This is a genomic window from Corynebacterium sp. 335C (genome assembly GCF_053525695.1).
Map to the genome: position 1 here is coordinate 393104 of NZ_JASTTB010000003.1, position 25322 is coordinate 418425.

General features: G+C 73.3%; 18 protein-coding genes, 5 tRNA genes, 1 pseudogene and 1 riboswitch. Of the genes and pseudogenes, 16 read left to right on the forward strand and 8 right to left on the reverse strand.

The features are described from left to right. Positions 1-39: 39 nt before the first annotated feature. Genes cydC through QQS41_RS11565 form a run of 4 tightly spaced genes read right to left on the reverse strand, consistent with a single transcriptional unit; the run spans position 40 to position 5918 of the window. Complete coding sequence (cydC, locus tag QQS41_RS11550) at positions 40-1713, reverse strand: thiol reductant ABC exporter subunit CydC (RefSeq protein ID WP_448852867.1); 1674 nt, start codon at positions 1711-1713, stop codon at positions 40-42. Next, positions 1710-3344 carry an ABC transporter transmembrane domain-containing protein gene (locus QQS41_RS11555; RefSeq protein WP_448852868.1) on the reverse strand — a complete coding sequence of 545 codons (1635 nt, stop codon included), beginning with the start codon at positions 3342-3344 and terminating at the stop codon, positions 1710-1712. Before QQS41_RS11555 ends, cydC begins: the two co-directional genes overlap by 4 nt. Beyond that, positions 3281-4306, reverse strand: a complete 1026-nt coding sequence (cydB, locus tag QQS41_RS11560) for a cytochrome d ubiquinol oxidase subunit II (protein ID WP_448852869.1) — start codon at positions 4304-4306, stop codon at positions 3281-3283. Before cydB ends, QQS41_RS11555 begins: the two co-directional genes overlap by 64 nt. A gap of 1 nt (position 4307) precedes the next feature. Next, positions 4308-5918 (reverse strand): cytochrome ubiquinol oxidase subunit I, encoded by a 1611-nt coding sequence (locus QQS41_RS11565; protein ID WP_448852870.1) that lies wholly within the window; start codon positions 5916-5918, stop codon positions 4308-4310. A gap of 478 nt (positions 5919-6396) precedes the next feature. On the opposite strand from QQS41_RS11565, the gene QQS41_RS11570 reads away from it, so the two are divergent. From QQS41_RS11570 to QQS41_RS11600, 7 genes are all read left to right on the forward strand, one after another. Further along, positions 6397-6469, forward strand: a tRNA-Lys gene (locus QQS41_RS11570). 310 nt (positions 6470-6779) lie between these two features. Next, positions 6780-7496, forward strand: coding sequence for a TetR/AcrR family transcriptional regulator (locus tag QQS41_RS11575; RefSeq protein WP_448852871.1), 717 nt, complete (start codon positions 6780-6782; stop codon positions 7494-7496). After that, a complete protein-coding gene (locus tag QQS41_RS11580; protein ID WP_448852872.1) occupies positions 7493-8803 on the forward strand; it encodes a YhgE/Pip domain-containing protein in 1311 nt (436 codons plus the stop codon). Before QQS41_RS11575 ends, QQS41_RS11580 begins: the two co-directional genes overlap by 4 nt. Positions 8804-8890: 87 nt before the next feature. Next, positions 8891-8966: transfer RNA gene (locus tag QQS41_RS11585), tRNA-Glu, on the forward strand. Between the two features lie 46 nt (positions 8967-9012). After that, a tRNA-Asp gene (locus tag QQS41_RS11590) sits at positions 9013-9089 on the forward strand. A gap of 307 nt (positions 9090-9396) precedes the next feature. Continuing rightward, positions 9397-9470: transfer RNA gene (locus tag QQS41_RS11595), tRNA-Asp, on the forward strand. Between the two features lie 36 nt (positions 9471-9506). Then, positions 9507-9579, forward strand: a tRNA-Phe gene (locus tag QQS41_RS11600). 126 nt (positions 9580-9705) lie between these two features. Here the strand turns inward: QQS41_RS11600 and QQS41_RS11605 are convergent. Beyond that, positions 9706-10254, reverse strand: coding sequence for a TetR/AcrR family transcriptional regulator (locus tag QQS41_RS11605; protein WP_448852873.1), 549 nt, complete (start codon positions 10252-10254; stop codon positions 9706-9708). Between the two features lie 176 nt (positions 10255-10430). Here QQS41_RS11605 and QQS41_RS11610 point away from each other — a divergent pair, with 176 nt between their 5' ends. Together QQS41_RS11610 and QQS41_RS11615 are read left to right on the forward strand one after the other, a co-directional pair. Beyond that, entirely contained in the window at positions 10431-12056 is a 1626-nt protein-coding gene (locus tag QQS41_RS11610) for an MFS transporter (protein ID WP_448852874.1), read from the forward strand. A 19-nt stretch (positions 12057-12075) separates the two neighbouring features. Beyond that, positions 12076-12891, forward strand: a complete 816-nt coding sequence (locus QQS41_RS11615; protein WP_448852875.1) for a GNAT family N-acetyltransferase — start codon at positions 12076-12078, stop codon at positions 12889-12891. Positions 12892-13018: 127 nt separating this feature from the next. On the opposite strand, the gene epsC is transcribed toward QQS41_RS11615, so the two are convergent. After that, positions 13019-13612 (reverse strand): serine O-acetyltransferase EpsC, encoded by a 594-nt coding sequence (gene epsC / locus QQS41_RS11620; protein WP_448852876.1) that lies wholly within the window; start codon positions 13610-13612, stop codon positions 13019-13021. Between the two features lie 190 nt (positions 13613-13802). After that, positions 13803-14735 (reverse strand): cysteine synthase A, encoded by a 933-nt coding sequence (cysK, locus tag QQS41_RS11625; protein ID WP_448852877.1) that lies wholly within the window; start codon positions 14733-14735, stop codon positions 13803-13805. Positions 14736-15400: 665 nt separating this feature from the next. On the opposite strand from cysK, the pseudogene QQS41_RS11630 reads away from it, so the two are divergent. The 5 genes and pseudogenes from QQS41_RS11630 (at position 15401) to ramA (ending at position 21488) form a co-directional block, all read left to right on the forward strand. Then, positions 15401-16623 (forward strand): annotated as a pseudogene (locus QQS41_RS11630) (MFS transporter). Between the two features lie 61 nt (positions 16624-16684). Then, entirely contained in the window at positions 16685-17557 is an 873-nt protein-coding gene (locus QQS41_RS11635; RefSeq protein WP_448852878.1) for a creatininase, read from the forward strand. Further along, on the forward strand, positions 17554-18831 hold the full coding sequence (locus tag QQS41_RS11640; RefSeq protein WP_448852879.1) for an amidohydrolase family protein: 1278 nt from the start codon (positions 17554-17556) through the stop codon (positions 18829-18831). Before QQS41_RS11635 ends, QQS41_RS11640 begins: the two co-directional genes overlap by 4 nt. Positions 18832-18980: 149 nt before the next feature. Next, positions 18981-19227, reverse strand: a riboswitch (cobalamin riboswitch). Positions 19228-19423: 196 nt separating this feature from the next. Beyond that, positions 19424-20239, forward strand: coding sequence for an enoyl-CoA hydratase (locus tag QQS41_RS11645; RefSeq protein ID WP_448852880.1), 816 nt, complete (start codon positions 19424-19426; stop codon positions 20237-20239). Positions 20240-20651: 412 nt separating this feature from the next. Continuing rightward, positions 20652-21488, forward strand: a complete 837-nt coding sequence (ramA, locus tag QQS41_RS11650) for an acetate metabolism transcriptional regulator RamA (protein ID WP_448852881.1) — start codon at positions 20652-20654, stop codon at positions 21486-21488. A gap of 181 nt (positions 21489-21669) precedes the next feature. On the opposite strand, the gene QQS41_RS11655 is transcribed toward ramA, so the two are convergent. Then, a complete protein-coding gene (locus QQS41_RS11655; protein WP_448852882.1) occupies positions 21670-22290 on the reverse strand; it encodes a cob(I)yrinic acid a,c-diamide adenosyltransferase in 621 nt (206 codons plus the stop codon). A gap of 270 nt (positions 22291-22560) precedes the next feature. Between QQS41_RS11655 and QQS41_RS11660 the strand changes: the two genes are divergently transcribed. Continuing rightward, positions 22561-23622 carry a Cj0069 family protein gene (locus QQS41_RS11660; protein WP_448852883.1) on the forward strand — a complete coding sequence of 354 codons (1062 nt, stop codon included), beginning with the start codon at positions 22561-22563 and terminating at the stop codon, positions 23620-23622. A gap of 82 nt (positions 23623-23704) precedes the next feature. Beyond that, positions 23705-24967 carry a UDP-N-acetylglucosamine 1-carboxyvinyltransferase gene (murA, locus tag QQS41_RS11665; RefSeq protein WP_448852884.1) on the forward strand — a complete coding sequence of 421 codons (1263 nt, stop codon included), beginning with the start codon at positions 23705-23707 and terminating at the stop codon, positions 24965-24967. The last annotated feature ends 355 nt before the right edge of the window (positions 24968-25322 follow it).

A 25322-nucleotide genomic window follows, 5' to 3' on the forward strand; every position in this document is an offset into this window, starting at 1 on the left:
CCCACCTGCGGCGCCCGGGGCGAAAGCGGGTGACGCGGGTTACGCCGGGCGGCGCGGCGCCGGGTCGCGCGGGTGCTCGACCACGACGACGGTGCGGTCGGGGCGCGCGCCGGGCAGGGCGGGGGCGGCGAGGAGGTCGCGCAGGGCGGCGGCGCCGGCGTCGTCGAGGTGCTCGAAGGGCTCGTCGAGCAGCAGGACGGGGGCGTCGGTGAGCAGCGCGCGGGCGAGCAGCAGGCGGCGGCGCTGCCCGCCGGACAGGTCGCCGGCGCCGGCGGCGAGGACGGTGCCGAGCCCGTCCGGCAGGCCCCGCACCCAGGTGCCGAGCCCGACGGCGTCGAGGACGCCGGCCATCTCCGCGTCGGTGGCGTGCGGGGCGCCGGCGGCGAGGTTGTCGCGGACGGTGGTGGCGAAGACGTGCGCGTCCTCCGCGACGAACAGCGCCCCGGGCGCGGAGCATTCCCCGGCGCGCGGCGGCAGCAGGTCCGCCAGCGTCATCAGCAGGGTCGTCTTGCCGGCGCCGGACGGGGCGACGATGGTGCGCCGCCCGCCTGCGGGCACGTCGAGGTCGACGGCGCCGAGTCCCACCGGCCCGCCGCCGTCGCGCGCGCAGACGAGGCCCCGCGCGGTCACCGCCGCAGCCGGGTCGTGCGCGTCGCCGGGGGTCGCCCTCATGTGCGTGACGACGTCCCCCTCCCGCGCCGGGCCCGCCAGCTCCGCCAGGCGGCGCGCCGCCCCGGCCGCCCCGGTGACGGCGACGGCGGCCTGCGGCATCGCGGAGACCGCCTCGAACGCCGCCAGCGGCAGCAGGGCCAGGACGCCGAGCCATTCGGGGGAGTGCGCCCCGCCGGTGAAGCCTGCGAGCGCGGCGGCCAGGACGCCGGCGGCGGTGAGGCCGGCCGCCAGCGCCGACAGTCCCGCGGAGGCCGCGTCGGCGGGGGCGGCCGCCTCGTCGGCGGCGGCGAGGCCGCGGGCGGCGCGGCGGGCGTCGTCGAGCGCCTCGCGCAGCTCCCCGCGCACCCGCAGCTCCGCGGACCCGTCGAGGACGCGGTCGACGGCGGTGACGTGCGCCTCCGTCGCGCTCGCGCGCCGGTCCGCGGCGACGCGGGCGGCCCGGGCGGAGGCGGCCGGGGCGGCGACGCCGGCGACGAGCAGCCCGGCTGCCAGCACCGCCGCGGCCGCCGGCGACAGCAGCGCCGCGAAGCCCACCGCCGCGGCGGAGGTGACCAGGGCGACGCCGGCGGGGACGACGGCGCGGACGACGACGTCGGCGACGAGGTCGACGTCCGGGCCCAGGCGCGTGAACAGTTCCCCGCGGCGCAGCCCCGGCCCGCCCCGGGCGGCGAGCAGCGCGCAGGCGTTCGTCCGGGCGCGGCCGGCGCAGCGCAGCGCCAGCCGGTGGGCGGCCAGGCGGGCGGCGTAGCGGAACGCGGCGCGGGAGATGCCCAGCGCGCGCACCGCCGTCACGGCGACGGTGAGCTCCAGCACGGGCGGCATGCCCCAGGCGCGGACGATGAGCCACGCGGAGACCACCGCCAGCGCCAGGGCCGCCAGCTGCGTCGTGGTGCCGAGGGCCACGGGCCCGATGAGCTCGCGGCGCCGCAGGCCGGTCAGGGGGCGGGCGGCGCGGACGGCCGCGAGGTCCGCGGCGAGGCCCGTGCCGCGGGGCGCGGGGACGGCGGACGTGCGGGCCGAACGGGCGGGATGCGCGGTCATGCCGTCACCTCCACCATGGCGTCGGCGCGGGCGAGGACCAGCGGGTCGTGGGTGGCGACGACGACGGTCGCCCCGGCCGCGGCCCGCGCCGCCAGGGCGTCGAGCATCTCCCCGGCGCGGGCGGCGTCGAGGTGCGCCGTCGGCTCGTCGAGCAGCAGCAGGTCGCGGCCGCCGGACAGGGCCTCCGCGACGGCGGCGCGCTGCCGCTCGCCGAGGGAGGCCCGCGGGGCGCCGCCGCCGACCGCCGCCCGGTCCGGCACCGGCCGCTGCGGCACGTAGGCGGTCCGCGCCCACAGCGCTTCGCCGGTCAACGGGCTCTCGGGAGCCAGGACGGCGGCGACGCCCGTGACGCCGTCGACGGCGATGCCCAGCGCCGCCAGCAGCGCCGTCGACTTGCCGGCGCCGTTCGGCCCGGCCAGCGCCGTGAGCCGCCCCGGCTCCGCCGCCCCGGTCAGGTCCCGGGGGCGGGCGCCGTCGCGGCCCCGCGCGGTCAGCCCGTCGAAGACGAGGCGCAGGCCGGCTTCCGGCGCCGCGGCGTCTGCCGCGGACGCGGGCCCGCGGTCCTCCCCGGAGGCTGCGGCGGAGGGGGAGCGGGGGGGTGCGTCGTCACGCGGGAGATCCGCCACCGCGGCGAGGGCGGCGAGCCCGTCCTGCGCGTCGTGGAAGCGGGCGCCGACCGCGCGCACCGGCGCGTAGACCTCCGGGACGATGATGAGCGCGACGAGGCCCGCCTCCAGCGTCATGGAGCCGTCGACCAGGCGGAAGCCGATGCCGACGGCGACGAGTGCGACCGACAGCATCGCCAGGAACTCCAGCGCCAGCGACGACAGGAACGCGATGCGCAGCACGCCCATCGTCGAGTCCGCGTGGGCGCGCGAGAGGCGGCGGATCTCCGCGACGGGGACGTCGGCGCGGCCGAGGGCGGTCAGCGTCGGCAGGCCCGCGACGAGGTCGAGCATCTGGTCGCCCAGCAGCCCCAGGTCCGCCAGGCGCCGTGCGGTGCGGCCCGCGGTCAGGGTGCCGATGAGCCACATGAACAGCGGGATGAGCGGGAGCGTGACGACGGCGATGAGCGCCGACGGCGCATCCGCCCACCACACCGCGACCAGCGCCGCGGGCGTGGCGACGAGCGTCGCCGCCAGCGCCGGCAGGTAGCCCGACAGGTAGGGGCCGAGGCCCTCCAGCCCCTCCGACAGCAGGGTGCGCCAGGCGGCGCGGTCGACGCCGCGCGGATCGGCGTGGGCGAGGCGGTGCAGCGCGCGGGCGCGCAGCTCTTCGACGGCGCCGGCGGCGGCGCGGCGGCCCCACCGTGCCTTCGCCCAGGCCAGGGCGCCGCGGACGACGGCGACGGCGGCCAGCGCGGCGAGGGCCGGGGTGGCCGCGCCGAGGGGCAGCCCGTGCTCGATGGCGCGGGCGGCGACCCGGCCGACGAGGACGCCGCCGGCGATGATCGCCGCCGCGTCCAGCGCCGCCAGCGCCGCGGCCAGCAGGATCCACCGTCGCGCCGAGGCGGACAGGCGCGGCAGCCGCGGGTCGACGGGGCCGCGCCGGGCCGTCGCGGGCGCCGTCATGCCGCGGCGGCCGGCACCGGCTCCGCCGTCACCCGCCGGCGGAAGACCCAGTACGTCCACGCCTGGTAGCCGACGACGACGGGCGTCACCGCGATGGCCGCCCACGTCATGATGGTCAGCGTGTACGCGCCGGACGACGCGTTGCGGATGTCCAGCGACATGCCGTCCGGCAGCGACGTCGGCATGACGTTCGGGAACATCGCACCGAACGCCAGCGCCGTGACGGCCAGGACCGCGGCGGCGGTCGCGGTGAACGCGAGGCCGTCGCGCCCGGCGGCCAGCAGCGCCGCGCCCGCCGCGACGCCGACGACGGCGACCTCGGTCACGGCCCACGTCCACGGCTTGCCGTGGGCCAGCTGGGTCCACAGGACGAACCCGCCGCCCAGGACCACGGCGGCGCCGGCGGTCCACGGCAGCAGCCGCGCCGCCTCGTCGCGCAGGACGCCCGCGGTCTTCAGCCGCAGGAACGTCAGGCCGTGCAGCAGGAACAGCGCGGTCAGGCCCGCCCCGCCCAGCAGGGCGTAGGGGCCGAGCAGTCCGGCGAGCTCCCGCAGGCCCGTGGCCATGCGCCCGCCGGCGTCGACGGGCACGCCGCGCACGAGGTTCGCCACGGCGACGCCCCACAGGACCGGCGGAAGCCAGGAGCCGGCGACGATGCCGCGGTCGCACCAGCGGCGCCACCGGTCGCCGTCGACCTTCGCCCGCCACTCCAGGGCGACGGCGCGGGCGATGAGCGCCAGCAGGATGAGGAACAGGGGCAGGTAGAAGCCGGAGAACATCGTCGCGTACCAGGCGGGGAACGCGGCGGACAGGGCGCCGCCGGCGGTGATGAGCCACACCTCGTTGCCGTCCCACACGGGGCCGATGGTCTTCAGCATCGCGGAGCGGCGGGCCTCGTCGCGGCCGAGGATCGGCAGCAGCATGCCGACGCCGAAGTCGAAGCCCTCCAGCAGGAAGTACCCGGCGAACAGCACGGCGACGAGGACGAACCAGATGACGGGGAGATCGAGCGAGTCGAGCACGTCAGGGCTCCTTCCCGGTCGTGCGGTCGGCGGACGGGGCCGGGGCGGCGTCGCCGCCGGCGGAGTCCGGGTCCGGGCCCGCGGTGGAGTCCGCCCCCGCCATCGCGAACCGCACCGGCCGCGCGGCGGCGGCGCGCTCGGCGGCGGCCTCCTCGGCGACCTCCGGCGGGGCGGCGTCGGCGGTCGGCCCGTGCAGGACGACGCGGCGGATGAGCCAGAACCACACCACCGCCAGGGCCCCGTAGACCAGGGTGAACCCGACGAGGGAGACGATGACGGTCCACGGCGCGTGGCCGGAGACGCCCATGTCCACGGTCATGCGGATGAGCTCCGTGCGCGGGTCGCCGGCGGACTCAGGGTTGGGGTGGACGACCCAGGGCTGGCGGCCCATCTCGGTGAAGATCCAGCCGGCGGAGTTCGCCAGGAACGGGAACGGGATGGCCGCCAGGCAGGCGCGGGCGAACCAGGTGCCGGCCCGGCCGCGGGGGATGTGGCCGCGGCGGGTCATCCACCACGCCAGCGCCGCGATGCCGACGGAGCCGGCCATCAGGCCGATCATCGCGCGGAAGCTCCAGTAGGTGACGAAGAGGTTGGGGGAGTAGTTGCCCTCCCCGAACGCCAGCTCCGCCTCCCGCTGCAGGTCGACGACGCCCTTCAGCGTCACGCCGCTGAGCTTTCCCTCCGCCAGGAAGGGCAGCACCCACGGCACCTCGATGAGGTGGATGACCGAGTCGCAGTTGTTGTGCGTGCCGATGGTCAGCACGGAGAACATCGGGTCCGTCGTCGTGTGGCACAGCGACTCCGCCGACGCCATCTTCATCGGCTGCTGCACGAACATCAGCTTCGCCTGGACGTCGCCCGTCAGCGCCACGGCGATGGACGACAGCACGGTCGTCCACAGGCCGACCTTCAGCGCGGGGCGGTGCGTGGAGTGGCGGGTCCCGTCGTCACGCGCATCCGCGGCACCATCCGCCGCCGCACGATGCGCGCGCACCAGCCACCACCCGGACACGCCGAGCACGAACGTGCCCGCGACCAGGAAGGAGCCGGCGACGGCGTGGGGGAACGCCGCGAGCGCCGTCGGGTTGGCCAGCAGCGCGCCGATGTCGGCGAGCTCCGCCCGGGCCTTCTCCGGGTTCCACACGGCGCCGACGGGGTGCTGCATGAAGGAGTTCGCGACGATGATGAAGTACGCGCTGATGTTCACCGCCACCGCGACGATCCAGATGCACGCCGTGTGCAGCCAGCGCGGCAGGCGGCCCCAGCCGAATATCCACAGGCCGAGGAACGTGGACTCGAGGAAGAAGGCGATGAGGCCCTCGAGCGCCAGCGGGGCGCCGAAGACGTCGCCGACCATCTTCGAGTACTCCGACCAGTTCATGCCGAACTGGAATTCCTGCACGATGCCGGTGACCACGCCCATGGCGAAGTTCACCAGCAGGATCGTGCCGAAGAAGCGGGTGGCGCGGTACCAGTGAGCCTTGCCCGTCACGGCCCAGAAGGTCTGCATGAGCGCCACCAGCGGGGTCAGGCCGATGGTCAGCGGGACGAATATGAAGTGGTAGACGGTCGTGATGCCGAACTGCCAGCGGGAGATGTCGACGACATCCATGGCTGAAGGGGTCCTCCGGGGAGCGCTTCGGGTGAGGCCGCCGGCCACCTGCGCCTGGCTTGCGTGCGCGGTGGCCCGGCCCATGCGGGTGCTCCCGGCGCCGGCTGCGGCGGGTGCCCCGTCGGGGCCGCGGCGGCGCGCGGCGGGGTGGGCGCCGCGCGCGAAGATCCTCGTATGAGATCAGTCGTAAATTGCCATGAATGGTTCCCGTCATGTCCCCGGGGGCATCGTTCGGGGGTGGCGGGGGTGACGGTTGGTGCGATGCCGGCGGAAGGCGCGTCCCGGTGCAGTGCCCGGGATGCCGGGTGCCGCGGGGTGGCGGCGGGCGGAGCGCATCGCGCCGCGCCGGGCGGTTCGCCGGGCGGAGCTCCGGGCGCGGTGCGCAACCGCGTCGGGCGATGCCGTGGAACCGCGCCGGGCGATGCGCGGGGGAGCGTGGCCCTGCGGGTATGATTGGCCCGTTCGCGCGGACGCGCGAGGGCCTCTAGCTCAGTTGGTAGAGCTACGGACTTTTAATCCGCAGGTCGTGGGTTCGAGCCCCACGGGGCCCACCGCAGGCGACGGCCCCGCATCCCCCCCGGGATGCGGGGCCGTCGCCGATCCCGGGTGCGTTGCGACGCATGCCGCGTGGGGTGGGGCGTGCGCCGCGCGTGCGGGCGTCGTCACGCGGGGCGTTGCGACGGCGACCGCCGCGGCGTCGGGGGCGCGCCGCCTCCGCGATGGCCCGCCACCCCCCGTCCCGCCGGGCCGGGTCGCGCCTCCTCGGGCGCTGCCCGCGCCACCTCGGGCGCTGCCCGCGCCGCGGGGGCGGGGCGCGCGGTGCTGTTGCGCAGCGCCGCTTTACAGGCGTAAAAAACTTACATGCGTAAAGATCAGTCCCCGGCACGGACGGGCAGCCGCTCCCGCGGGCGGCTGCGCGAGGCGACGACCGCGCTGCTCGACGAGCGCGACGCCGCCGACATCACCGTCACCGACGTCGTCGCCGCCGCCGGCGTGACGCGGCCGACCTTCTACGCCGCCTACCCGGACCTCGGCGAGGTCTTCGCCGACGCCGCCCTGCACCGGCTCATCGAGGCGTTCGCGGGCGTCGACCCCGACGACGGGATCCTCGAGCCCGGCGCCGACGGCGTCATCCGCCCCGGCATCCGCACCGCGCTGGAGCGGCTCGAGCCGCACGTCGGGTTCTTCTCCCGGGTGCTGCGCGGGCCGTCGGGCATCGAGGTGCTGCGCCGGTCCATCGACTACGTCGCCGCCCGCATCCTCGTCGGCCCGACGCTCGGCGGCGTGCTGGGCCGCGGCCCCGTGCCCGGCCCCGTCGCCGCCCACGCGCTGGCCGCCGGTGCCGTGTGGGCCGCCTACGACTGGTCGACTTCCGAGGAGCGCCGCCCGCTGGAGCAGCTGGCGGACGACATCGGCGTGCTCCTGCACCGCTCCGTCGTCGGCGGCCTCGGCGACGGCGCCGCGGCGTCGTCGGTCGCCGAACCCGATCGCGCCGACCATTGCGCCTCCCCGACGCCGGCCCCGGAAGCCCCCGACGGCCCCGCCAGCTCCACCGACCCCGAGAGGAGCCTCCGATGACCGCCGACGCGACGCCGGTGCGCGACCCCCGCCGCACCGCGCGATTCTGGATCCTGCCGCTGATGGCGGTGGTGCTGCTGGCGACGGTGCTGGCCACCGCCTACCTGGGCGGCAACGTCAACCCGAGGAAGAACCTGCACGGGTTCCCCATCGCCGTCGTCAACGCGGACTGGGGCTCCGACACCGTGTCGGGCGAGAAGCTCCACGCCGGCGACGAGGTGGAGAAGGGCCTGAAGGACGCGATGTCCGACGGCCGCTTCGACGTCCGCGAGCTGACGGCGGAGGAAGCCCGCGAGCAGATGAACCGCGGGGAGCTCTACGGCGCCATCGTCATCCCGTACGACTTCAGCCAGAAGCTCAACGCGTGGGGCATCGGCACCGCCGTGCCCATCGACGTGGAGCAGCCGGAGATCCGCATCATCGACAACCCGCGGGCGGGCCTGGGCGCCGCGAACGTGATGAACATCGTGGGCCGCCAGGTCTCGGAGCGGCTGGAGGGCTCCATCGGTGATCGGCTGGTCGCCCAGATCAAGGAGGTCCGCGGCGACGAGGTGAAGGACACCCCGGGCACCGCGATGGCCGCGGCCGCCGCCCCGGTGAAGATCGCGGAGGAGGACTTCCGCCCTCTGCCCGACGGCACGGGCAACGGCCTGTCGGCGTTCTACTTCACGCTGCTCATCGTGCTGGCGGGCCTGACGGGCTCGGTCATGGTGAACACGCTGGTCGACTCCCGGCTGGGCTTCATGCCGTCGGAGATGGGCCCGCTGGTGCTGCGCCGCCCGGAGGTCGGCGTCAGCCGCCTCGGAGTCTTCGGCGTGAAGGTGCTCATCGCGGCGGTGGCGGCGGTGGTCGTCTCGGCCATCTACGTCGCCATCGGCACGGCGGTGGGCATGCCCATCGGCCGGCCGTGGCTGCTGGCGCTGTTCACGGGCGTGGCCATCTTCTCCGTTGCGACGGTGTGCCAGGCGGTCAACGCGCTGCTGGGCAGCATCGGCCTGCTGGTGAACCTCATCCTGTTCATCATCGTGGGCCTGCCGTCGGCGGGCGGGACGCTGCCGCTGGAGGCGGTGCCGGAGTTCTTCCGCGCGTACAGCCACGTCGCGCCGATGCACCAGATCTTCCTCGGCGCCCGGTCGGTGCTGTACTTCGACGGGCAGTGGGACGCGGGGCTGGGGCAGTCGCTGCGGTTCGCGTTGCTGGCGACGGCGGCGGCGCTGCTCATCGGCGGCCTCGGCACGTGGCTGTACGACAGGCGCGGCTTCACCCGCCACGGACTTGATGCGGGAACCCCCGGAAAGGAGTCGTGAGCTGGCGTTTTGCCGGATCGGCATGTCGTCGCATAATCTCTTCCGTGTTGCGCGCCCGCATCGCGGGGGTGCATCATGCGAGGACGAGCTCCCTTCGTCTAGCGGCCTAGGACACCGGCCTTTCACGCCGGCAGCGCGGGTTCGAATCCCGTAGGGAGTACCACCTCCTCCCAGGTTGCACCGATTGGGGGATGTCCGAGCAGGCACATGGCCCTGTGGCGCAGTTGGTTAGCGCGCCGCCCTGTCACGGCGGAGGTCGCGGGTTCAAGTCCCGTCAGGGTCGCCATCACGACGGCGGTCACCGGTTTCCGGTGGCCGCCGTCGTCGTGTCGTGCGCGGTCCGCGCGCATCCGCGCCGTTCGCTTTGCGACGTCCGCTGCGCCGTCCCACCGCACCCCGCGGCGGTGCCCGCCGGGGCGGGGGAGCGCCGGGTCCCCGCGGTGGCCGGAGCCGGGGGAGCGGGGTGGTCGCCCGCGGCGCCGGAGCCGGCGCGAGAACCGTTTTCGGGCGCTGCGCTGGGGATTTGCCCCTCCGGAAAACGTCTGTGTAAAGTAACGGCTCGTGCAAGGGACGCGGTCCCGAGCATGGCACAAGGCCCTGTGGCGCAGTTGGTTAGCGCGCCGCCCTGTCACGGCGGAGGTCGCGGGTTCAAGTCCCGTCAGGGTCGCCGAGCACCCGGTTCCCATGCGGAATCGGGCGCATTGGCCAGATAGCTCAGTTGGTAGAGCGTCCGCCTGAAAAGTGGAAGGTCAGCGGTTCGATCCCGCTTCTGGCCACAGTGCTGCAGCGGCGGCCCCGGAACCTACGGTTCCGGGGCCGCCGCTTTTTCGCGTCCGGACCGCAGCTCGGGGCCCCGGACGCGGGCCCGCGCGCCCGTACGTCCGCAGCGCCGCGGCCGCGGCTCAGCCGCGCGGCAGCAGCCGGTCGCGCACGAGGGCGATGATCTCGGCGATCTCGTCGCCGTCGCCGCCGTCGCCGGCCGCGCGGTAGGGCAGGCCCGCGCCGGAGCGCAGCGACAGCCCGTCGGAGATGAGCACCACCGCACGGGCGACGACGGGGTCGGCGCCCTCGGCCTCCAGCACCGACTCCCACCCGCGGTGGGCGGCGCGCAGGGAGGTGCGGGCGCGCTCGTCGCCGTTCATGGCCAGGCGGCACACCGCGTCGTAGCAGAGCGTGAAGGCGCTGTCGGTGTCGTCGGAGGTGCGCAGCAGCCGCTCGGTCGGGCCCTGGGGGTGGGAGGACAGGTCCGCGACGTCGTCGCCGACCATCGCCTCCAGGCGCTCGGCGAGGCCCTCGGCCAGCTTGGCCTTGGAGGGGAAGTGGTACAGCAGGCCGCCCTTGGACACCCCGGCCTCCCGGGCGACGGCCTCCAGCGTCGCCGCCTTCGTGCCGCCGTCGACGACGAGGTGTGCGTAGGCGTCGAGGATCGTTTCGCGGGCGGTGGCTGTCATGGGCTCCAGCATAGGCGCGCGATACGGCGTTTCCGCCGATTGGACGGCAAACCGTCCAGCCGGTACAGTTGGCGGCGTGGGCGCTACTGTACCGTCTGGACGGGTTTTTACGGCGCCCATCCGCCCGCACCCGGGCGGGGCACTGCACGACCACGACGACGGGAAGGAACGCGACGATGATGCGCCACGACGGCGACCGCAGGTACGAACTGCGCACCGACGACGACATGCGGGGCCGCGGCGGCACCGCCGCCACCGGAACCGCGACGGCCGACGCCGCGGATGCCGCCGCCGTCGCCGCGCCCCGCCCGCCGGCCGCGACCCCGCGGGACTGGGCGGCCCTGGCCGTGCTCATGCTGCCGGTGCTGCTCGTCTCCATCGACAACACCGTGCTCGGCTTCGCCGTGCCGTTCATCTCCGCGGACCTGCGCCCCACCGGCGCGCAGCAGCTGTGGATCATCGACATCTACGCCCTCGTGCTGGCCGCGCTGCTCGTGCCCGCCGGCGCGTTCGCCGACCGGTTCGGCCGCCGCCGCATGCTGCTCGTCGGCGCCGCCGGCTTCACCGCCGCCTCCGTGCTCGGCGCCTTCGCGCCGACCGCCGGGATGCTCATCGGCGCCCGCGCCCTCATGGGCCTGTTCGGCGCGCTGCTCATGCCGTCGACCCTGTCGCTGCTGCGCTCCATCTTCGCCCGCCCGGCCCAGCGCCGCCTCGCGGTGGCCATCTGGGCCGTGACGTTCGGCGTCGGCGGCGCGCTCGGCCCCATCGTCGGCGGCCTGCTGCTGGAGCACTTCCACTGGGGCTCCGTGTTCCTCATGGCCGTGCCCATGCTCATCCCGCTGCTCATCGGCGGCCCGCTGCTGGTGCCGGAGTCCCGCAACCCCAACGGCGGCCGCTTCGACCTGGCGTCCGTCCCGATGATCCTCGTCGGCATGGGCTCGCTGACCTACGCGGTGAAGGCCGTCGCCTCCGGCAAGGACCTGCCGGTCATCCTGGTCGCCGCCGCCCTCGGCGTCGCCGGGCTCATCGCCTTCGTCCGCCGCCAGAAGGTCGCGGAGAACCCGCTGCTGGACCTGACCCTGTTCCGCAACCCGCGCTTCACCGGTGCCGTCACGGTCAACGTCGTGTCGGTCTTCGCGCTTCTGGGCTTCATCTTCTTCATCACCCAGGAGCTCATGCTGGGCCACGGCCTCAGCCCGTTCCAGGCCGGCCTGACCCTGCTGCCGGGCGCCGCCGTCGCGGTCCTCGCCGGCCTGCTGGTCGTGCCGCTGGTCTCCCGCGTCCCCATGCGCATGGTCATCGCGGCGGGCATGCTGTTCGGCATCCTCGGCTACGTCATCTCGGCCATCGGCACCGGCGCGCTGACCAGCGTCATCGTCGCCTTCGTGCTGGTGTCCCTGGGCATCGGCATGGCGGAGACGGTGTCCAACGACCTGGTCGTCTCCTCCGCGCCGTCCGACCGCGCCGGCGCCGCCTCCGCCGTGTCGGAGACGGGCTACGAGACGGGCGCCGTGCTGGGCACCGCTGTCCTCGGCGGCGCGCTGACCGCCATCTACCGCCTCGGCGTCGAGGTCCCGGCGGGCCTGCCGGCCGACGACGCCGCGGCCGCCGCGGGCACCTTCGGCGGCGCCGCCTCCGTTGCCGAGGGGCTCGGCGGCGCGGAGGGCGCGCAGCTGATGGCATCGGCCCACGAGGCGTTCTCCTCCGGCATCACCGTCACCGCCGGCATCGGCGCGGCGCTGATGGCCGCGGGGCTGGTCGTCGCGTGGAAGCTCATCGGAAACGGCCGGGCGGAGAACTGAGTTCCCGTAATCTCGGGGTATGACGGTCGAACGAGCCTCCGCCGGCACGATGTCCGGCGACGACAGCCTGCCCCTGGTCATCCGCCTCTTCACCTACACCCGCGACGAGGATGCGTCCGCCGCCGCCGCCCGCCTCCGCGAGGCGCTGGCGGATGGCCTGCCCGACGTCGACGCGGTGGTGCACGAGGACGTGATGCCCGCGTCGGAGACCGTCGACTCGCTCGAGCTGCTGTGGCGCGACGCCAACCCCGGCGAGGAGCCGGGGGACCGCCGGCGCCACCGCCTCACCGTCGTCGCCCCGGGGCTGGGCTACGCGGAGCTGGCGGACTTGTCGACCGCGCTGGCCGACGTCGTCAGCCCCGGCTGGGCCTCCGGCGACGCCGCCGAGCGCGCCGCCGCGGAGCGCACCATCCCCTGCCGCGTCGCCGTCGGCCGCGCCGACGAGCAGCCGGGCCAGGGCATCCGCGTCTCCGGCGACGAGACCGCCGGCAACGCGGCCGGAACCGCGACCGCCGGCGCCGCCGCGGGGGAGGGGGCCGGCGACGCCCCCGCCCAGGCCCCCGTCGTCCTCCACGACGAGGCCGCGTCCCGCTACGTCCTCCTCGTCGACGGCGAGGAGGCCGGCTTCGCCGCCTACACCGATCTCGGCGACGGCGTCGTCGACTTCGACCACACCGTCGTCCACGACGCGTTCCAGGGCCGCGGCCTGTCGAAGCCCCTCATCGCCTCCGCCCTCGGCGACGCCCGCGACCGCGGCATCTCCGTGAAGGCGTCGTGCAGCGCGGTCGCCCGCTTCATCGCGAAGAACGACGGCTACGCCGACCTGCTGGCGTAGCCGCCGCGCGGCGGCCGTCGTCACGCACCACGTGCCGCACGACGGCGACGGGCCCCGCCTCCCGGGTGAACCGGGGGCGGGGCCCGTCGTCATGCGCGGCCCGCGGCCGCGCCGCGCAGGTCGCGCGTCAGATGTAGTCGCCGTCGCCGCAGACGTACACGTCCGGGTCGACCAGCGGCTTGCGCTCCGTCTTGTCGCGGTGGCGCACCTTCGCGGGGATGCCCGTGAGGATGGAGTTCGGCGGGGCGTCGTGCGTGACGACGGCGTTCGCGCCCACCGCCGAGCCCTTCCCGATGACCACCGGGCCGAGCACCTTCGCGCCCGCGCCGACCGACACGTCGTCCTCCAGCGTCGGATGCCGCTTCACCTTCTCCAGCGACCGGCCGCCGAGGGTGACGCCGTGGTACAGCATCACGCCGTCGCCGATCTCGGCGGTCTCGCCGATGACGACGCCCATGCCGTGGTCGATGAAGAACCGCCGGCCGATGGTCGCGCCCGGGTGGATCTCGATGCCGGTGAGGAAGCGAGCGAACTGCGCGAGGATGCGCGCGGCGCCCTTGGCCGCGCCGCCGCGGACCCACAGGGCGTGGGCCACGCGGTGCGCCCAGATGGCGTGGAGGCCGGAGTACACCAGCGCGTTCTCCACGTCGCCGCGGGCGGCGGGGTCATGGGCGCGGGCGTTGTCGAGATCCTCCTTGAGGATCGTCAGCAGGCGAATCATGGGGGTCAGCTTAACGGTCGCTTCTCGGGTGCGGGGATGGACGGGGAGGGGACGCGGGCGCGTGCGGGACGCGGCGTGCGGCGCGTGGCGGCGACGGCCGCCCCGGCGTGTGGTCGGAGCGGCCGTCGCGTGCGATGCGGTGCGTCGCGCGGCGACGCGGTGCGCCGCCGCGGGGCGACGCGGTGCGCCGCTAGTCGCGCAGGTCCTCGTAGAGGATGGAGGAGACGTAGCGCTCGCCGAAGTCGGGGACGATGGCGACGATGAGCTTGCCCTCGGACTCCGGGCGGGCGGCGATCTCCAGGGCGGCCTTGAGGTTCGCGCCGGCGGAGATGCCGCCGAGGATGCCCTCGGCCTTCGCGAGCTCGCGGGAGGTGGCGATGGCGTCCTCGTTGGACACGGCCAGCGTCTCGTCGAGCAGGTCGACGTCGAGGACGTCGGGGATGAAGTTGGCGCCGATGCCCTGGATCTTGTGCGGGCCGGCGGTGCCCTCGGTGATCAGCGGGGAGGCGGCCGGCTCGACGCCGATGAGCTTCACGTCCTCCTTCTGCGACTTGAGGTAGCGGCCGGCGCCGGTGATGGTGCCGCCCGTGCCGAAGCCGGCGACGAGGTAGTCGATGGCGCCGTCGGTGCCCTCCCACAGCTCCGGGCCGGTGGTGGCCTCGTGGACCGCCGGGTTGGCGGGGTTGCCGAACTGGGAGGCGAGGATGGCGTTGTCGGTGTTCTCGACGATCTCCTTCGCCTTGTTCACGGCGCCCTTCATGCCCTCGGAGCCCGGGGTGAGCACCAGCTCGGCGCCGAAGGCGCGGAGCACGACGCGGCGCTCGACGGACATGGTGTCCGGCATGGTCAGGATGACCTTGTAGCCGCGGGCCGCGCCGACCATGGCCAGGGCGATGCCGGTGTTGCCGGAGGTGCCCTCGACGATGGTGCCGCCCGGCTTCAGCTCGCCGGACTTCTCGGCGGCGTCGACGATGGCCTTGCCGATGCGGTCCTTGACGCTGTTGGCCGGGTTGTAGAACTCCAGCTTCACGGCGATGTCGCCCGGCAGATCGGCGCCGAGGCGGTTGAGCTTCACCAGCGGGGTGTTGCCGATGAGGTCGGTGACGTTGTCGTGGATGGTCATGCGTGAATCGCTTCCTTCGTTCGCGGGGAGTCTTCCTCTCGGAGCCGCAGTGTACGTGCGCCCGCCGCATTTGTACAGACAGGTTCGTCTATTACGTGCGGTGTGCACGCATACGTGCAGGTGGCGGCTGGTTCCGCGTGTGTGCGTGACGACGTTCCCCGCTCGGCGTCGAGCCCTGGCGCGGCCGCTTCGGTGACGGGGCAACCGATTCGGCGGCGTGGCCGCGGACGTGGCAGGGCTGCCGGGTCCTGCCGCCCCGGGGCGGCGGCGTCCGGGCGGCGTCCGCGGGTATCCCGATAATTGCCGTCGGCGACGAGATGAAATGAACGCCGATTTCCGGAAATGAGGCGGTTACCGATGCACGGCATTCCCGTTCATTTCCGACACTTGATCGATATCGATATGAAAAAGGCGATTCCTACTTTCTGTGGCACGGGCACGCACGTGCTCCGGCCGTCCCCCTGAACGGTTGTCCGTGAAGGGGACGGACCTGCTCCCAGAAAGGACGGTTCGGGACGATGGTTTCCCCGATTACCCAGACCCTGTCGCCGCAGGCCCTCACGGGCCGGCCCGGTTCCAGCGGAATGACCTCCTCCGATCGCAGGTCCGGTGACGACACCCCGGAACCCCGCGGCACCGTCGGCCGCGTCGCGAAGGCCTCCTTCATGGGCACCTTCGTCGAATGGTTCGATTACGCGGCATACGGCTATCTGGCGGCGACCATCGCCCTCGTGTTCTTCCCCGAGGACGACGGGCGTTCGGCCCTCATCAAGACGTTCGCCCTTTTCGCATTGTCATTCCTCATCCGCCCGATCGGCGGGATCGTCTGGGGTCATCTCGGCGACCGCTATGGCCGGAAGCGGACGCTGAGCCTGTCGATTCTGCTGATGAGCGGCGCGACGTTCCTCAGCGCGCTGCTGCCGGGATACGCGGCCATCGGCATGGCGGCGCCGGCGCTGCTCTTCGTGCTCCGGCTCGTCCGGGGTTCTCCGCCGCCGGTGAATACGCGGGCGCATCGACCTACCTCGCGGAGACCGCGCCGGAGCACCGCCGCGGCCTGTTCGGGGCGATCGTCCCGGCGTCGACGGCCTGCGGCCTGCTCGCGGGATCCCTGCTCGCCGCCCTCCTCACCGGAATCCTCGACGACGCCGCGATGCAGGCGTGGGGCTGGCGCGTGCCCTTCCTCCTCGCGGCCCCGCTGGGGCTCGTCGGCCTCTACATCCGCCACCGCGCCGATGAATCCGTCGTCTTCTCGGCCACGGTTGAGGCCGCGTCGACGGAGCAGCACCTTCCTCTCCGGGAGCTGCTGCGCCATCCCCGGGCGCTCGCCGTCGCCTTCGCCGCGGCCGTCCTCAACGCCGTCGCGTTCTACGTCGTCCTCAGCTACCTGCCGACCTACCTGTCGGAGGAGCTCGGACAGGACCAGACGGACGGCTTCCTCGCGGCGACCGTGGCGCTCGCGGCCTACGTCGTCCTGGTCGTCCTCACCGGCGCGGCCTCGGATCGCTTCGGCCGACGCCGGATCATCATGGCCGCCCCGGTGCTGTTCGCCGTCGCGTCCATCCCGGCGTTCATGCTCCTCGACGGCGCGTCCCTCGCGGGGGTCATCCTCATCCAGGTCATCCTCGGCGCAATCCTGGCGCTCAACGACGGGGTGCTGCCGAGCTTCCTGTCCGAGCAGTTCCCCACGCACGTGCGCCTGTCCGGGTTCGCGTTGACCTTCAACTGCGCCAACGCCTTCTTCGGCGGTTCGGCCCCGATGATCTCCACCTGGCTCATCGGCGAGACGGGGTCGACCATCGCCCCCGCCTTCTACCTCATCGCGGCATCCGTCGTCACCGGCGCCGCCATCCTCCTCGCCCCGCGCCACGCGCGCATCGACCGCTGACCCGGGCCGCCCCGCGGTCCGCGCGGGGCGCCCGCCCGGAGATGAAAGGACACCACCGACCATGAAGCGAATCTCGGAACTGACGTGGGGCGAATACGAGGCGGCGCGCGGCAACGTCGTCGTCCTGCCCGTCGGCTCGCTGGAACAGCACGGCCATCATCTGCCCCTGGGCACCGACACCGTCATCGCGGAGGGGATGGCCGCGGCCGTCGCCGGCCGCATCGGCGGGCTCGTGCTGCCCGCCATCGGATACGGGTACCGCTCCCACCCCTACAGCGGCGGTGGGCCGCTGTTCCCCGGCACCGTCGACCTCGGGCAGGCGACGCTGGCGAACCTCGTCGCCGACGTGCTCTCGGAGCTCATCGCGGACGGCGTCCGCAGGATCCTCATCCTCAACGCCCACTACGAGAACCAGGCGTCGCTGCTGGAGGCCATGAGCGTCGTCGACGCGCGGACGGGCCACGTCGCCACGATGATCCAGACCAACTGGTGGGATCCGCTGCCCGAGGGCGTCCTCGTCGACGTCTTCGACGGCGGCCGGTTCCCGGGCTGGGATCTCGAGCACGCGGCCCTGACGGAGACGTCGATGATGCTGCATCTCGCACCCGATCTGGTCCGCATGGATCGCGTGCCGGGGGACACGGGGTTCGCGCCGCCCCCGTACGTCCGCCTGCCCCTCCGACCGGACGACATCCCGGCGCACGGGGCCCTCGCCGGCGCCGCGGGGGCCACCGCGGAGAAGGGGCGGGCGATCGTCGAGGCCGCGGCGGACGCCGTCGCCGCCGTGTGCGCCGCGGAATTCGGGCTGCAGGTGCCCGAGCCCGACGCTCCGGTGGCGGAGGGGCCGCCCACCGGTGCCGCGCCGACGGACTCCGCGGCGGACGTCGACGCCGCCGCCCGGGACGCGGTCCCGGCGTTGGAGGTGGTCCGATGAGCGCCGACGCCATCATCACGCGCGCGGTCCTCGACGACTCCGGCGAGCTCAAGGACATCGTCGTCCGCGACGGCCGCATCGCCGGCATCCACCGCGCGGCTTCCGAGGCGGCCCCCTCCGGGGAGGGCCGGGGCGAGTCGGGGCCGCCGGTCATCGACGCCGGCGGGAAGCTGATGCTGCCGCCGTACGTGGACCCGCACCTCCACCTCGACTACGCGTACACGGCCCACCATCCCGAGCTGGCCAACGGCACCGGCACGCTGTTCGAGGCGATCGGCAAGTGGGGCGAGGTGAAGAAGGGCTTCACCTACGACGGCATCCGGGAACGGGCACGCCGCGCCGTTGAGGAGGAGGCGTCGCACGGCGTCCAGCACATCCGGACGCATGTCGACGTGACCGATCCCGACCTGACGGCGCTGCAGGCGATCCTCGATCTGCGGGAGGAGGTGAAGCACCTCGTCGACATCCAGATCGTCGCGTTCCCACAGGAAGGCATGTACGCGTACCCGGGCGGACGGGATCTCGTGGAGGAGGCGCTCACGCAGGGCGCCGACGTCGTCGGCGGCATCCCGCACTACGAGTTCGCCCGGGAGTTCGGCGAGCGCAGCATCCACGACATCGTGGATCTCGCGGTGAAGCACGGGAAGCCCATCGACGTGCACTGCGACGAAACGGACGACGATCGGTCGCGGTTCCTCGAATTGCTCGCGGCGCTCGCGCACCGGGAGGGCATCGGCGACCGCACGACCGCGAGCCACACCTGCTCGCTGGGGTCGGCGAATCCGGCCTACGCGTTCAAGCTGCTGCCCTTCCTGGCCAGGACGGGGATCTCGCTCATCGCCTGCCCGACGGAGAACATCCACCTCCAGGGCCGGCAGGACGCCGGGCCGGTGCGGAGGGGCATGACGCCGGTGGCGAAGCTCCGCGAGGCGGGCGTCAGGGTGTGCTTCGCGCAGGACTCCATCGCGGACCCGTGGTACCCGCTGGGCAACGGCAACATGATGAACATCCTCGATGCGGGGGTCCATTACGGGCACCTCGCCGCGCTCGACGCCGCCCCGCTGTTCGACCTGGTGGCCACCGCTTCGGCGGGGACCATCGGCCTGGAGGATTACGGGCTCCACGAGGGTGCGCCGGCGAACCTCATGGTCCTCGACGCCGGAAGCCATTACGAGGCCCTGCGGAACCGGGCCGGGGTCACGCTCTCGATGAGGGCCGGGGAGGTCCTGTTCACCCGTCCGTCCTCGACACCGGAGTGGAGGTGCACCCCCTAGACGGCGAAAAGCCGCGCCCTCTCGGTCACGTGGGCCCCGGGGAGGGGCCCGTGGACGGGCGCGACAGCTGGTCCGGCCGGGGTTGTCGCGGGCCCCTGCCGTCTGTTCCACGGTGCGCCTGTCCACGGGCGTCCTCGGTGGCCGGATCGGTCGATCCGGCGCAACAGGCAGGTATTCGGGCTCGCTGGCACGTGGTCCGGACGCGGGGTATGACGACTGCCTTCACGCGGCAGACCCGCGACCGGCCGGTTCCTACTGGCCGTCGCTTCCCGGGGCGCGTGGCCCCAGTGCGTGTGACGGCGGTCGTTCCAGCTGACCGCTGCGGGACAGCTCCGGATTCGCACCGGATTCCCTCTTTCGCCCCTTCCCGGTCCGGTGCACCGTGGAGGACGATGCGCCGGGGAACGGTCGGGGACCTGTTGCACGGCCCAGCATACGACGGCGGGTCCGGGGCGCGTCCCGTTTCCCGTTTTCCACCCCCGGAGGGGGCGCTGTGCCCGTGCTTGCGCGAACGTGCAGGTGACGGGCGCGGCGCGCGTCGCGCCACCCCGATCCGCGGTTACGGCGGCGCGGGGCGGAGGAAAGGGCCATCATGGGCGGTGACCACCGCACCGACGAAAGGATCGCGAAGACCATGGCCGAGTACGAGACCATCATCACCTCCGTCGAGGGGCGCGTCGCCACCGTGACGCTGAACCGCCCGAAGGCGCTGAACGCGCTGAACACCACCGTCATGGCGGAGCTGGTCGGCGCGGTCGAGGAGTTCGACCGGGATCGCGGCATCGGCGCGATCGTCATCATCGGCTCGGAGAAGGCGTTCGCCGCCGGCGCGGACATCAAGGAGATGAACGCGCTGGAGTACCCGGACCTGTTCGTCGACGACGTGTTCTCCGGCTGGGACCGCATCTCGAAGGTCCGCACCCCGATCATCACCGCCGTGTCCGGCTACGCCCTGGGCGGCGGCTGCGAGCTGGCGATGATGGGCGACATCCTCCTGGCCGCGGACAACGCGAAGTTCGGCCAGCCGGAGATCACGCTGGGCGTCATCCCGGGCATGGGCGGCTCGCAGCGCCTGACGCGCGCCGTCGGCAAGTACAAGGCGATGGACCTCATCCTCACCGGCCGCACCATCGACGCGGAGGATGCGGAGCGCGCCGGCCTGGTGTCCCGCATCCTGCCGCTGGAGGGCTTCGCGGAGGAGGTCGCGAAGGTCGCCGCGAAGGTCGCGGGCATGCCGCTGGCCGCCTCCTACGCCGCCACCGAGGCCGTCGACCGCGCGCTGGAGACGCCGCTGTCGGAGGGCGTGCACTACGAGCGCCGCGTCTTCCACGCGCTGTTCGCCACCCCGGACAAGAAGGAGGGCATGGCCGCGTTCGTCGAGAAGCGGAAGCCCGAGTGGACCCGCTGATCGCGGCGTCATCCGCGTGACGACGGCTTCCGCGCCCGCTCCGGCGGGCCGGGCGCCGTCGCCGCATGCGCCCCGCCGCGGCGGCCGCCGCGTACCCGCGGACGGGCGGCGGGGGCGGACGGGGGAGGGCCGGCGACCTCGGCGTCCCGCGGCGCCGGGGGAGGGGTCCGCGGACTCAAAATCCCATGTCGGGGGCATATGTGGGGGTGACAACCTGAGAGGGGGCCGTCGGGGGTGCCGCCCCCGGGGCGTAAACGGGCGGGGATTCGCCGATTCCGCGTGGTTCCTGAGTGGAACCTGAATAGGAATCAACCCAATTCGCGGGTATGATGTCCACAGAGTCTCAACCCGCTCGCCCTCCGGGGGTGATCCCCCGGGTCAGCCCCGGGCGACGAATCAGGAGGAAGCTGCCATGGACCCCCATCGCATGTCGGACGACAACGAGGTCATCCGGTCCTCGCTGGTCAGTTTGAAGAATGCGACCGGGATCCCCGTCGCGATGTACGCCGACGTGATCGACCCGGGGAAGATGAAGATCACCCACTGGGTCGGCCTGCGCACCCCCGCGCTGCACGACGTCGTCGTGGAGTCGGGCTCCGGCGTCGGCGGCCGCGTGCTGGCCACCCGCCGGCCGGTGGGCGTGTCGGACTACCTGCGGGCGAAGGTCATCACGCACGAGCACGACGCCGCGATCCGCGACGAGGGGCTGCACTCGCTGGTCGCGGTGCCGGTCATCGTCGCCCGCGCCGTCCGCGGCGTGCTGTACGCCGGCGTGCACTCCTCGGTGCGGCTGGGCGACAAGGTGCTGGAGGAGGTCACGATGACCGCCCGCACCCTGGAGCAGGACCTCGCCGTCGCCGACGCATGCCGGGCCGCCGACCGCGGGGGCGCGGCGAAGGACCGCCGGACGATGAACGGGGCGGAGTGGGAGCAGGTCCGCTCCACCCACTCGAAGCTGCGCATGCTGGCCAACCGCATCGACGACGAGAAGCTGCGGGAGGAGGTCGAGGAGCTGTGCGACCAGATGGTCAGCCCGGTCCGCGTGAAGCAGACGACGAAGCTGTCGGCCCGCGAGCTCGACGTGCTGGCGTGCGTCGCCCTCGGCCACACCAACGTCGAGGCGGCGGAGGAGATGGGCATCGGCGCCGAGACGGTGAAGTCCTACCTCCGCTCCGTGATGCGCAAGCTCGGCGCGCACACGCGGTACGAGGCGGTCAACGCCGCCCGCCGCATCGGCGCCCTGCCCTGATCCCGCCCGAGGCGTCGCGCGCGGGTCGCCGTCCGCACGCATCCTCCGCGCCACCACGTGTTTTCGCGTGACGACGGGCCCCGCAACCCTTGGTCGCGGGGCCCGTTTCCGCGTCCGCGGGCGGCGCGGCGGCGGCCCGCACGCGCCACGCGGCGGCGGGGATCCCGCGCAGGGGGCGCCGTCAGGCGTCCGCGCCGCCGGCCTCCGGCCCGTCCCCGTCGCCCGGCTTCGCGCGCTCGCCGCCCGGCACCCACAGCACGTCGTCGCCGCCGTTGGCCGCGCGCGACAGGATGAACAGCAGGTCCGACAGCCGGTTGAGGTACTTCGCGGGCATCGCCGACGTCGTGTCCGGGAACTCCCGGACCGCCGCCCACGCGGAGCGCTCCGCGCGGCGGGCGACGACGCGGGCCTGGTGCAGCAGCGCAGCCGCCGGCGTCCCGCCCGGAAGGATGAAGGAGTTCAGCTTCGGCAGCTCCGCGTTGAATTCGTCGCACCAGGCCTCGAGCCGGTCGACGTACTCCTGCGTGATCCGCAGCGGCGGGTACTCCGGGTCCTCGACCACCGGCGTCGAGAGGTCGGCGCCGGCGTCGAAGAGATCGTTCTGCACGGCGCGGACCACCCGCGCAATCTCCGGGGCCGGATCGCCGAGCGCCAGGGCCTGGCCCAGCACGGCGTTCGCCTCGTCGCAGTCGGCGTACGCCACCAGTCGGGGGTCGTCCTTCGGCACGCGCGAGAAGTCCGACAGCCCCGTCGTGCCGTCGTCGCCGGTGCGCGTGTAGATGCGGGTCAGATGAACGGACATGCCCCGATTCTAGGCGCGGCCGCCCGCGGCGACGCCCGCCCCGCGGCACGGGTGCGGCGGCGGGGGTGACGGGGTGATCCGCCCCGCGGATCGGCACGTCGCAAAGCACATGGAAACCGCAGGTGGCGCGGGACGCGGAAACGCCCCCGCCGGCGGTGCTCCACTTCACCCCCGACGGGGCGGGCGCACGCCCCCTCCGCGGAATACGTTTGAGGAGGACGCGGCCCACCCGCGGACGTCCCCCATGGCGCAGAGAAAGGCCACCCCCACATGCACAAGCACATCGTCGTCTTCGAGGTCGAGGGCGGTTCCGACAAGTACTTCGACGGCCACCGCAAGGACACCATGCCCATCGTCAACGCCATCAAGGCGACCGAGGGCTGGGACGCCGAGGTGGTCTACTACCGCCCGGAGTGGGCCGACGCCCTGTTCGAGTACGTGTCCGGCAACGCCGACGCCTACATCTCCCGCGTCAACCCCGGCAACATCCCCGGCGGCGAGAAGGGCTACTTCGACCTGCTGACCAAGCTGTCGGAGGCCGGCCTCGTCGGCATGTCCACCCCGGCCGAGATGATGGCCTACGGCGCCAAGGACGCCCTGGTCAAGCTCAACGACACCGACCTCGTCCCCGACGACACCGCCGCCTACTACAAGGTCGAGGAGCTCCACGAGACCTTCCCGACCTCCCTGTCCTACGGCGAGCGCGTCCTCAAGCAGAACCGCGGTTCCACCGGGTCCGGCATCTGGCGCGTCCAGCTGGCCGACAAGGAGCTGGCCAAGACCGTCGAGCCCGGCACCGCCCTGCCGCTGGGCACCAAGCTGAAGTGCACCGAGGCCGTGGACAACCACACCGAGGAGCGCGAGCTCGGCGAGTTCATGGACTTCTGCGAGCAGTACATCATCGGCGACAACGGCATGCTCGTCGACATGCGCTTCATGCCGCGCATCGTCGAGGGCGAGATCCGCATCCTCCTCGTCGGCCCGTACCCGGTCTTCGTCGTGCACAAGAAGCCGGCCGAGGGCGGCGACAACTTCTCCGCCACCCTGTTCTCCGGCGCCAAGTACACCTACGACAAGCCGGAGGCCTGGCAGGAGCTCGTCGACATGTTCGCCGAGGCCCGCCCCGTCATCGCCGAGAAGCTCGGCGGCGACAACATCCCGCTGATCTGGACCGCCGACTTCATGCTCGACGACGCCGAGGACGGCGGCGACACCTACGTCCTGGGCGAGATCAACTGCTCCTGCGTCGGCTTCACCTCGGAGCTCGACATGGGCATCCAGGAGCTCGTCGCGCAGGAGGCCATCAAGCGCGTCGAGGAGAAGAACGCGTAGCCTCCGCGCACCCGCGTCCATCACGCCCCCGCCCGCCGGCACCCGTCGGCGGGCGGGGGCTTTTTGTGGTTTCGTGGAGGCCGTGACGAACGAACGATTCCTCGTCGGCGGCGGAGCGACCCTGTCGGGCCAGGTCCGCGTGACCGGCGCGAAGAACTCCGTGCTCAAGCTCATGGGCGCCGCCCTCCTGGCGGAGGGCACCACCGTCCTGCGCAACTGCCCCGCCATCGACGACGTCCCGCTCATGCAGGACGTCCTCGAGGGCCTCGGCTGCCAGGTGCGCCGCGCGCGGGACATCGTGGAGATCACGACGCCCGCCGAGCTGTCCCCGCAGGCCGACTTCGACGCGGTCCGCCAGTTCCGTGCCTCCGTCTGCATCCTCGGGCCGCTGACCGCCCGCTGCCGCATGGCGAAGGTCGCGCTGCCGGGCGGCGACGCCATCGGCTCCCGCCCCCTGGACATGCACCAGTCGGGCCTGGAGAAGCTCGGCGCCCGCACCCGCATCGAGCACGGCTGCGTCGTCGCCGAGGCGGAGGCGCTGCACGGCGCCCACATCAAGCTGGACTTCCCGTCGGTCGGCGCGACCGAGAACATCGTCACCGCCTCCGTGCTGGCGAAGGGCCAGACGGTGCTGGACAACGCGGCCCGCGAGCCCGAGATCGTCGACCTGTGCGACATGCTCAACGAGATGGGCGCGCGCATCACCGGCGCCGGCTCCAACACCATCACCATCGAGGGCGTCGAGCGCCTGCACCCGACCGAGCACGAGGTCTGCGGCGACCGCATCGTCGCCGGCACCTGGGCCTATGGTGCGGCGATGACCGGCGGCGACGTCACCGTCGGCGGCATCGACCCGCAGTTCCTGCACCTGCCGCTGGAGAAGCTCCGCGTCGCCGGCGCGGAGGTGGAGACGTACCGCACCGGCTTCCGGGTCCGCGGCGAGGGCCGCATGCGCGCCGTGAACTACCAGACCCTGCCGTTTCCCGGCTTCCCGACCGACCTCCAGCCCATGGCCATCGCGCTCGCCGCGGTGTCGGAGGGCGTGAGCGTGCTGACCGAGAACGTCTTCGAGTCCCGCTTCCGCTTCGTCGACGAGATGATCCGCCTCGGCGCCGACGCCACCATCGACGGCCACCACGTGATGATCCGCGGCAAGGACGCCCTGTCGTCCGCCCCTGTGTGGAGCTCCGACATCCGCGCCGGCGCCGGCCTCGTGCTCGCCGGCCTGTGCGCGGAGGAGGGCGGCGTCACCGACGTCCACGACGTCTTCCACATCGACCGCGGCTACCCGCACTTCGTGGAGGTGCTCACCGACCTCGGCGCCGACATCCGGCGCGTGTCGTAGGGGACTCGTAGGGGAGGGGCCCGCCCGAACCACCGGCGGTCGACCCATCGGCGCCCGACCCACCGGCGGCCGTCATCACCAGGCGTTTTGCGTGACGACGGCCGCCGTGCGTATATTCATCCGGGTCAGCGCGGCTGGCGGGTTGTTCCTGGTTGTTCCGGGTGCCCGGTTGGTGTGCTGGTTGGGGTGGAGTTCACCTGTGGTTCAGGGCCGGTTGTGGTTCTGGTTGGCGCGGGTTTGACACTCGGTTACGAGATGGTCTAAGCTTCACTTCTGCTGCTTCGGACGGGGTCCGTGAGGACTTCTGGTGCCGGGGTGTGCGCGTGTTTTTTGAGAACTCGATAGTGTGCCGATG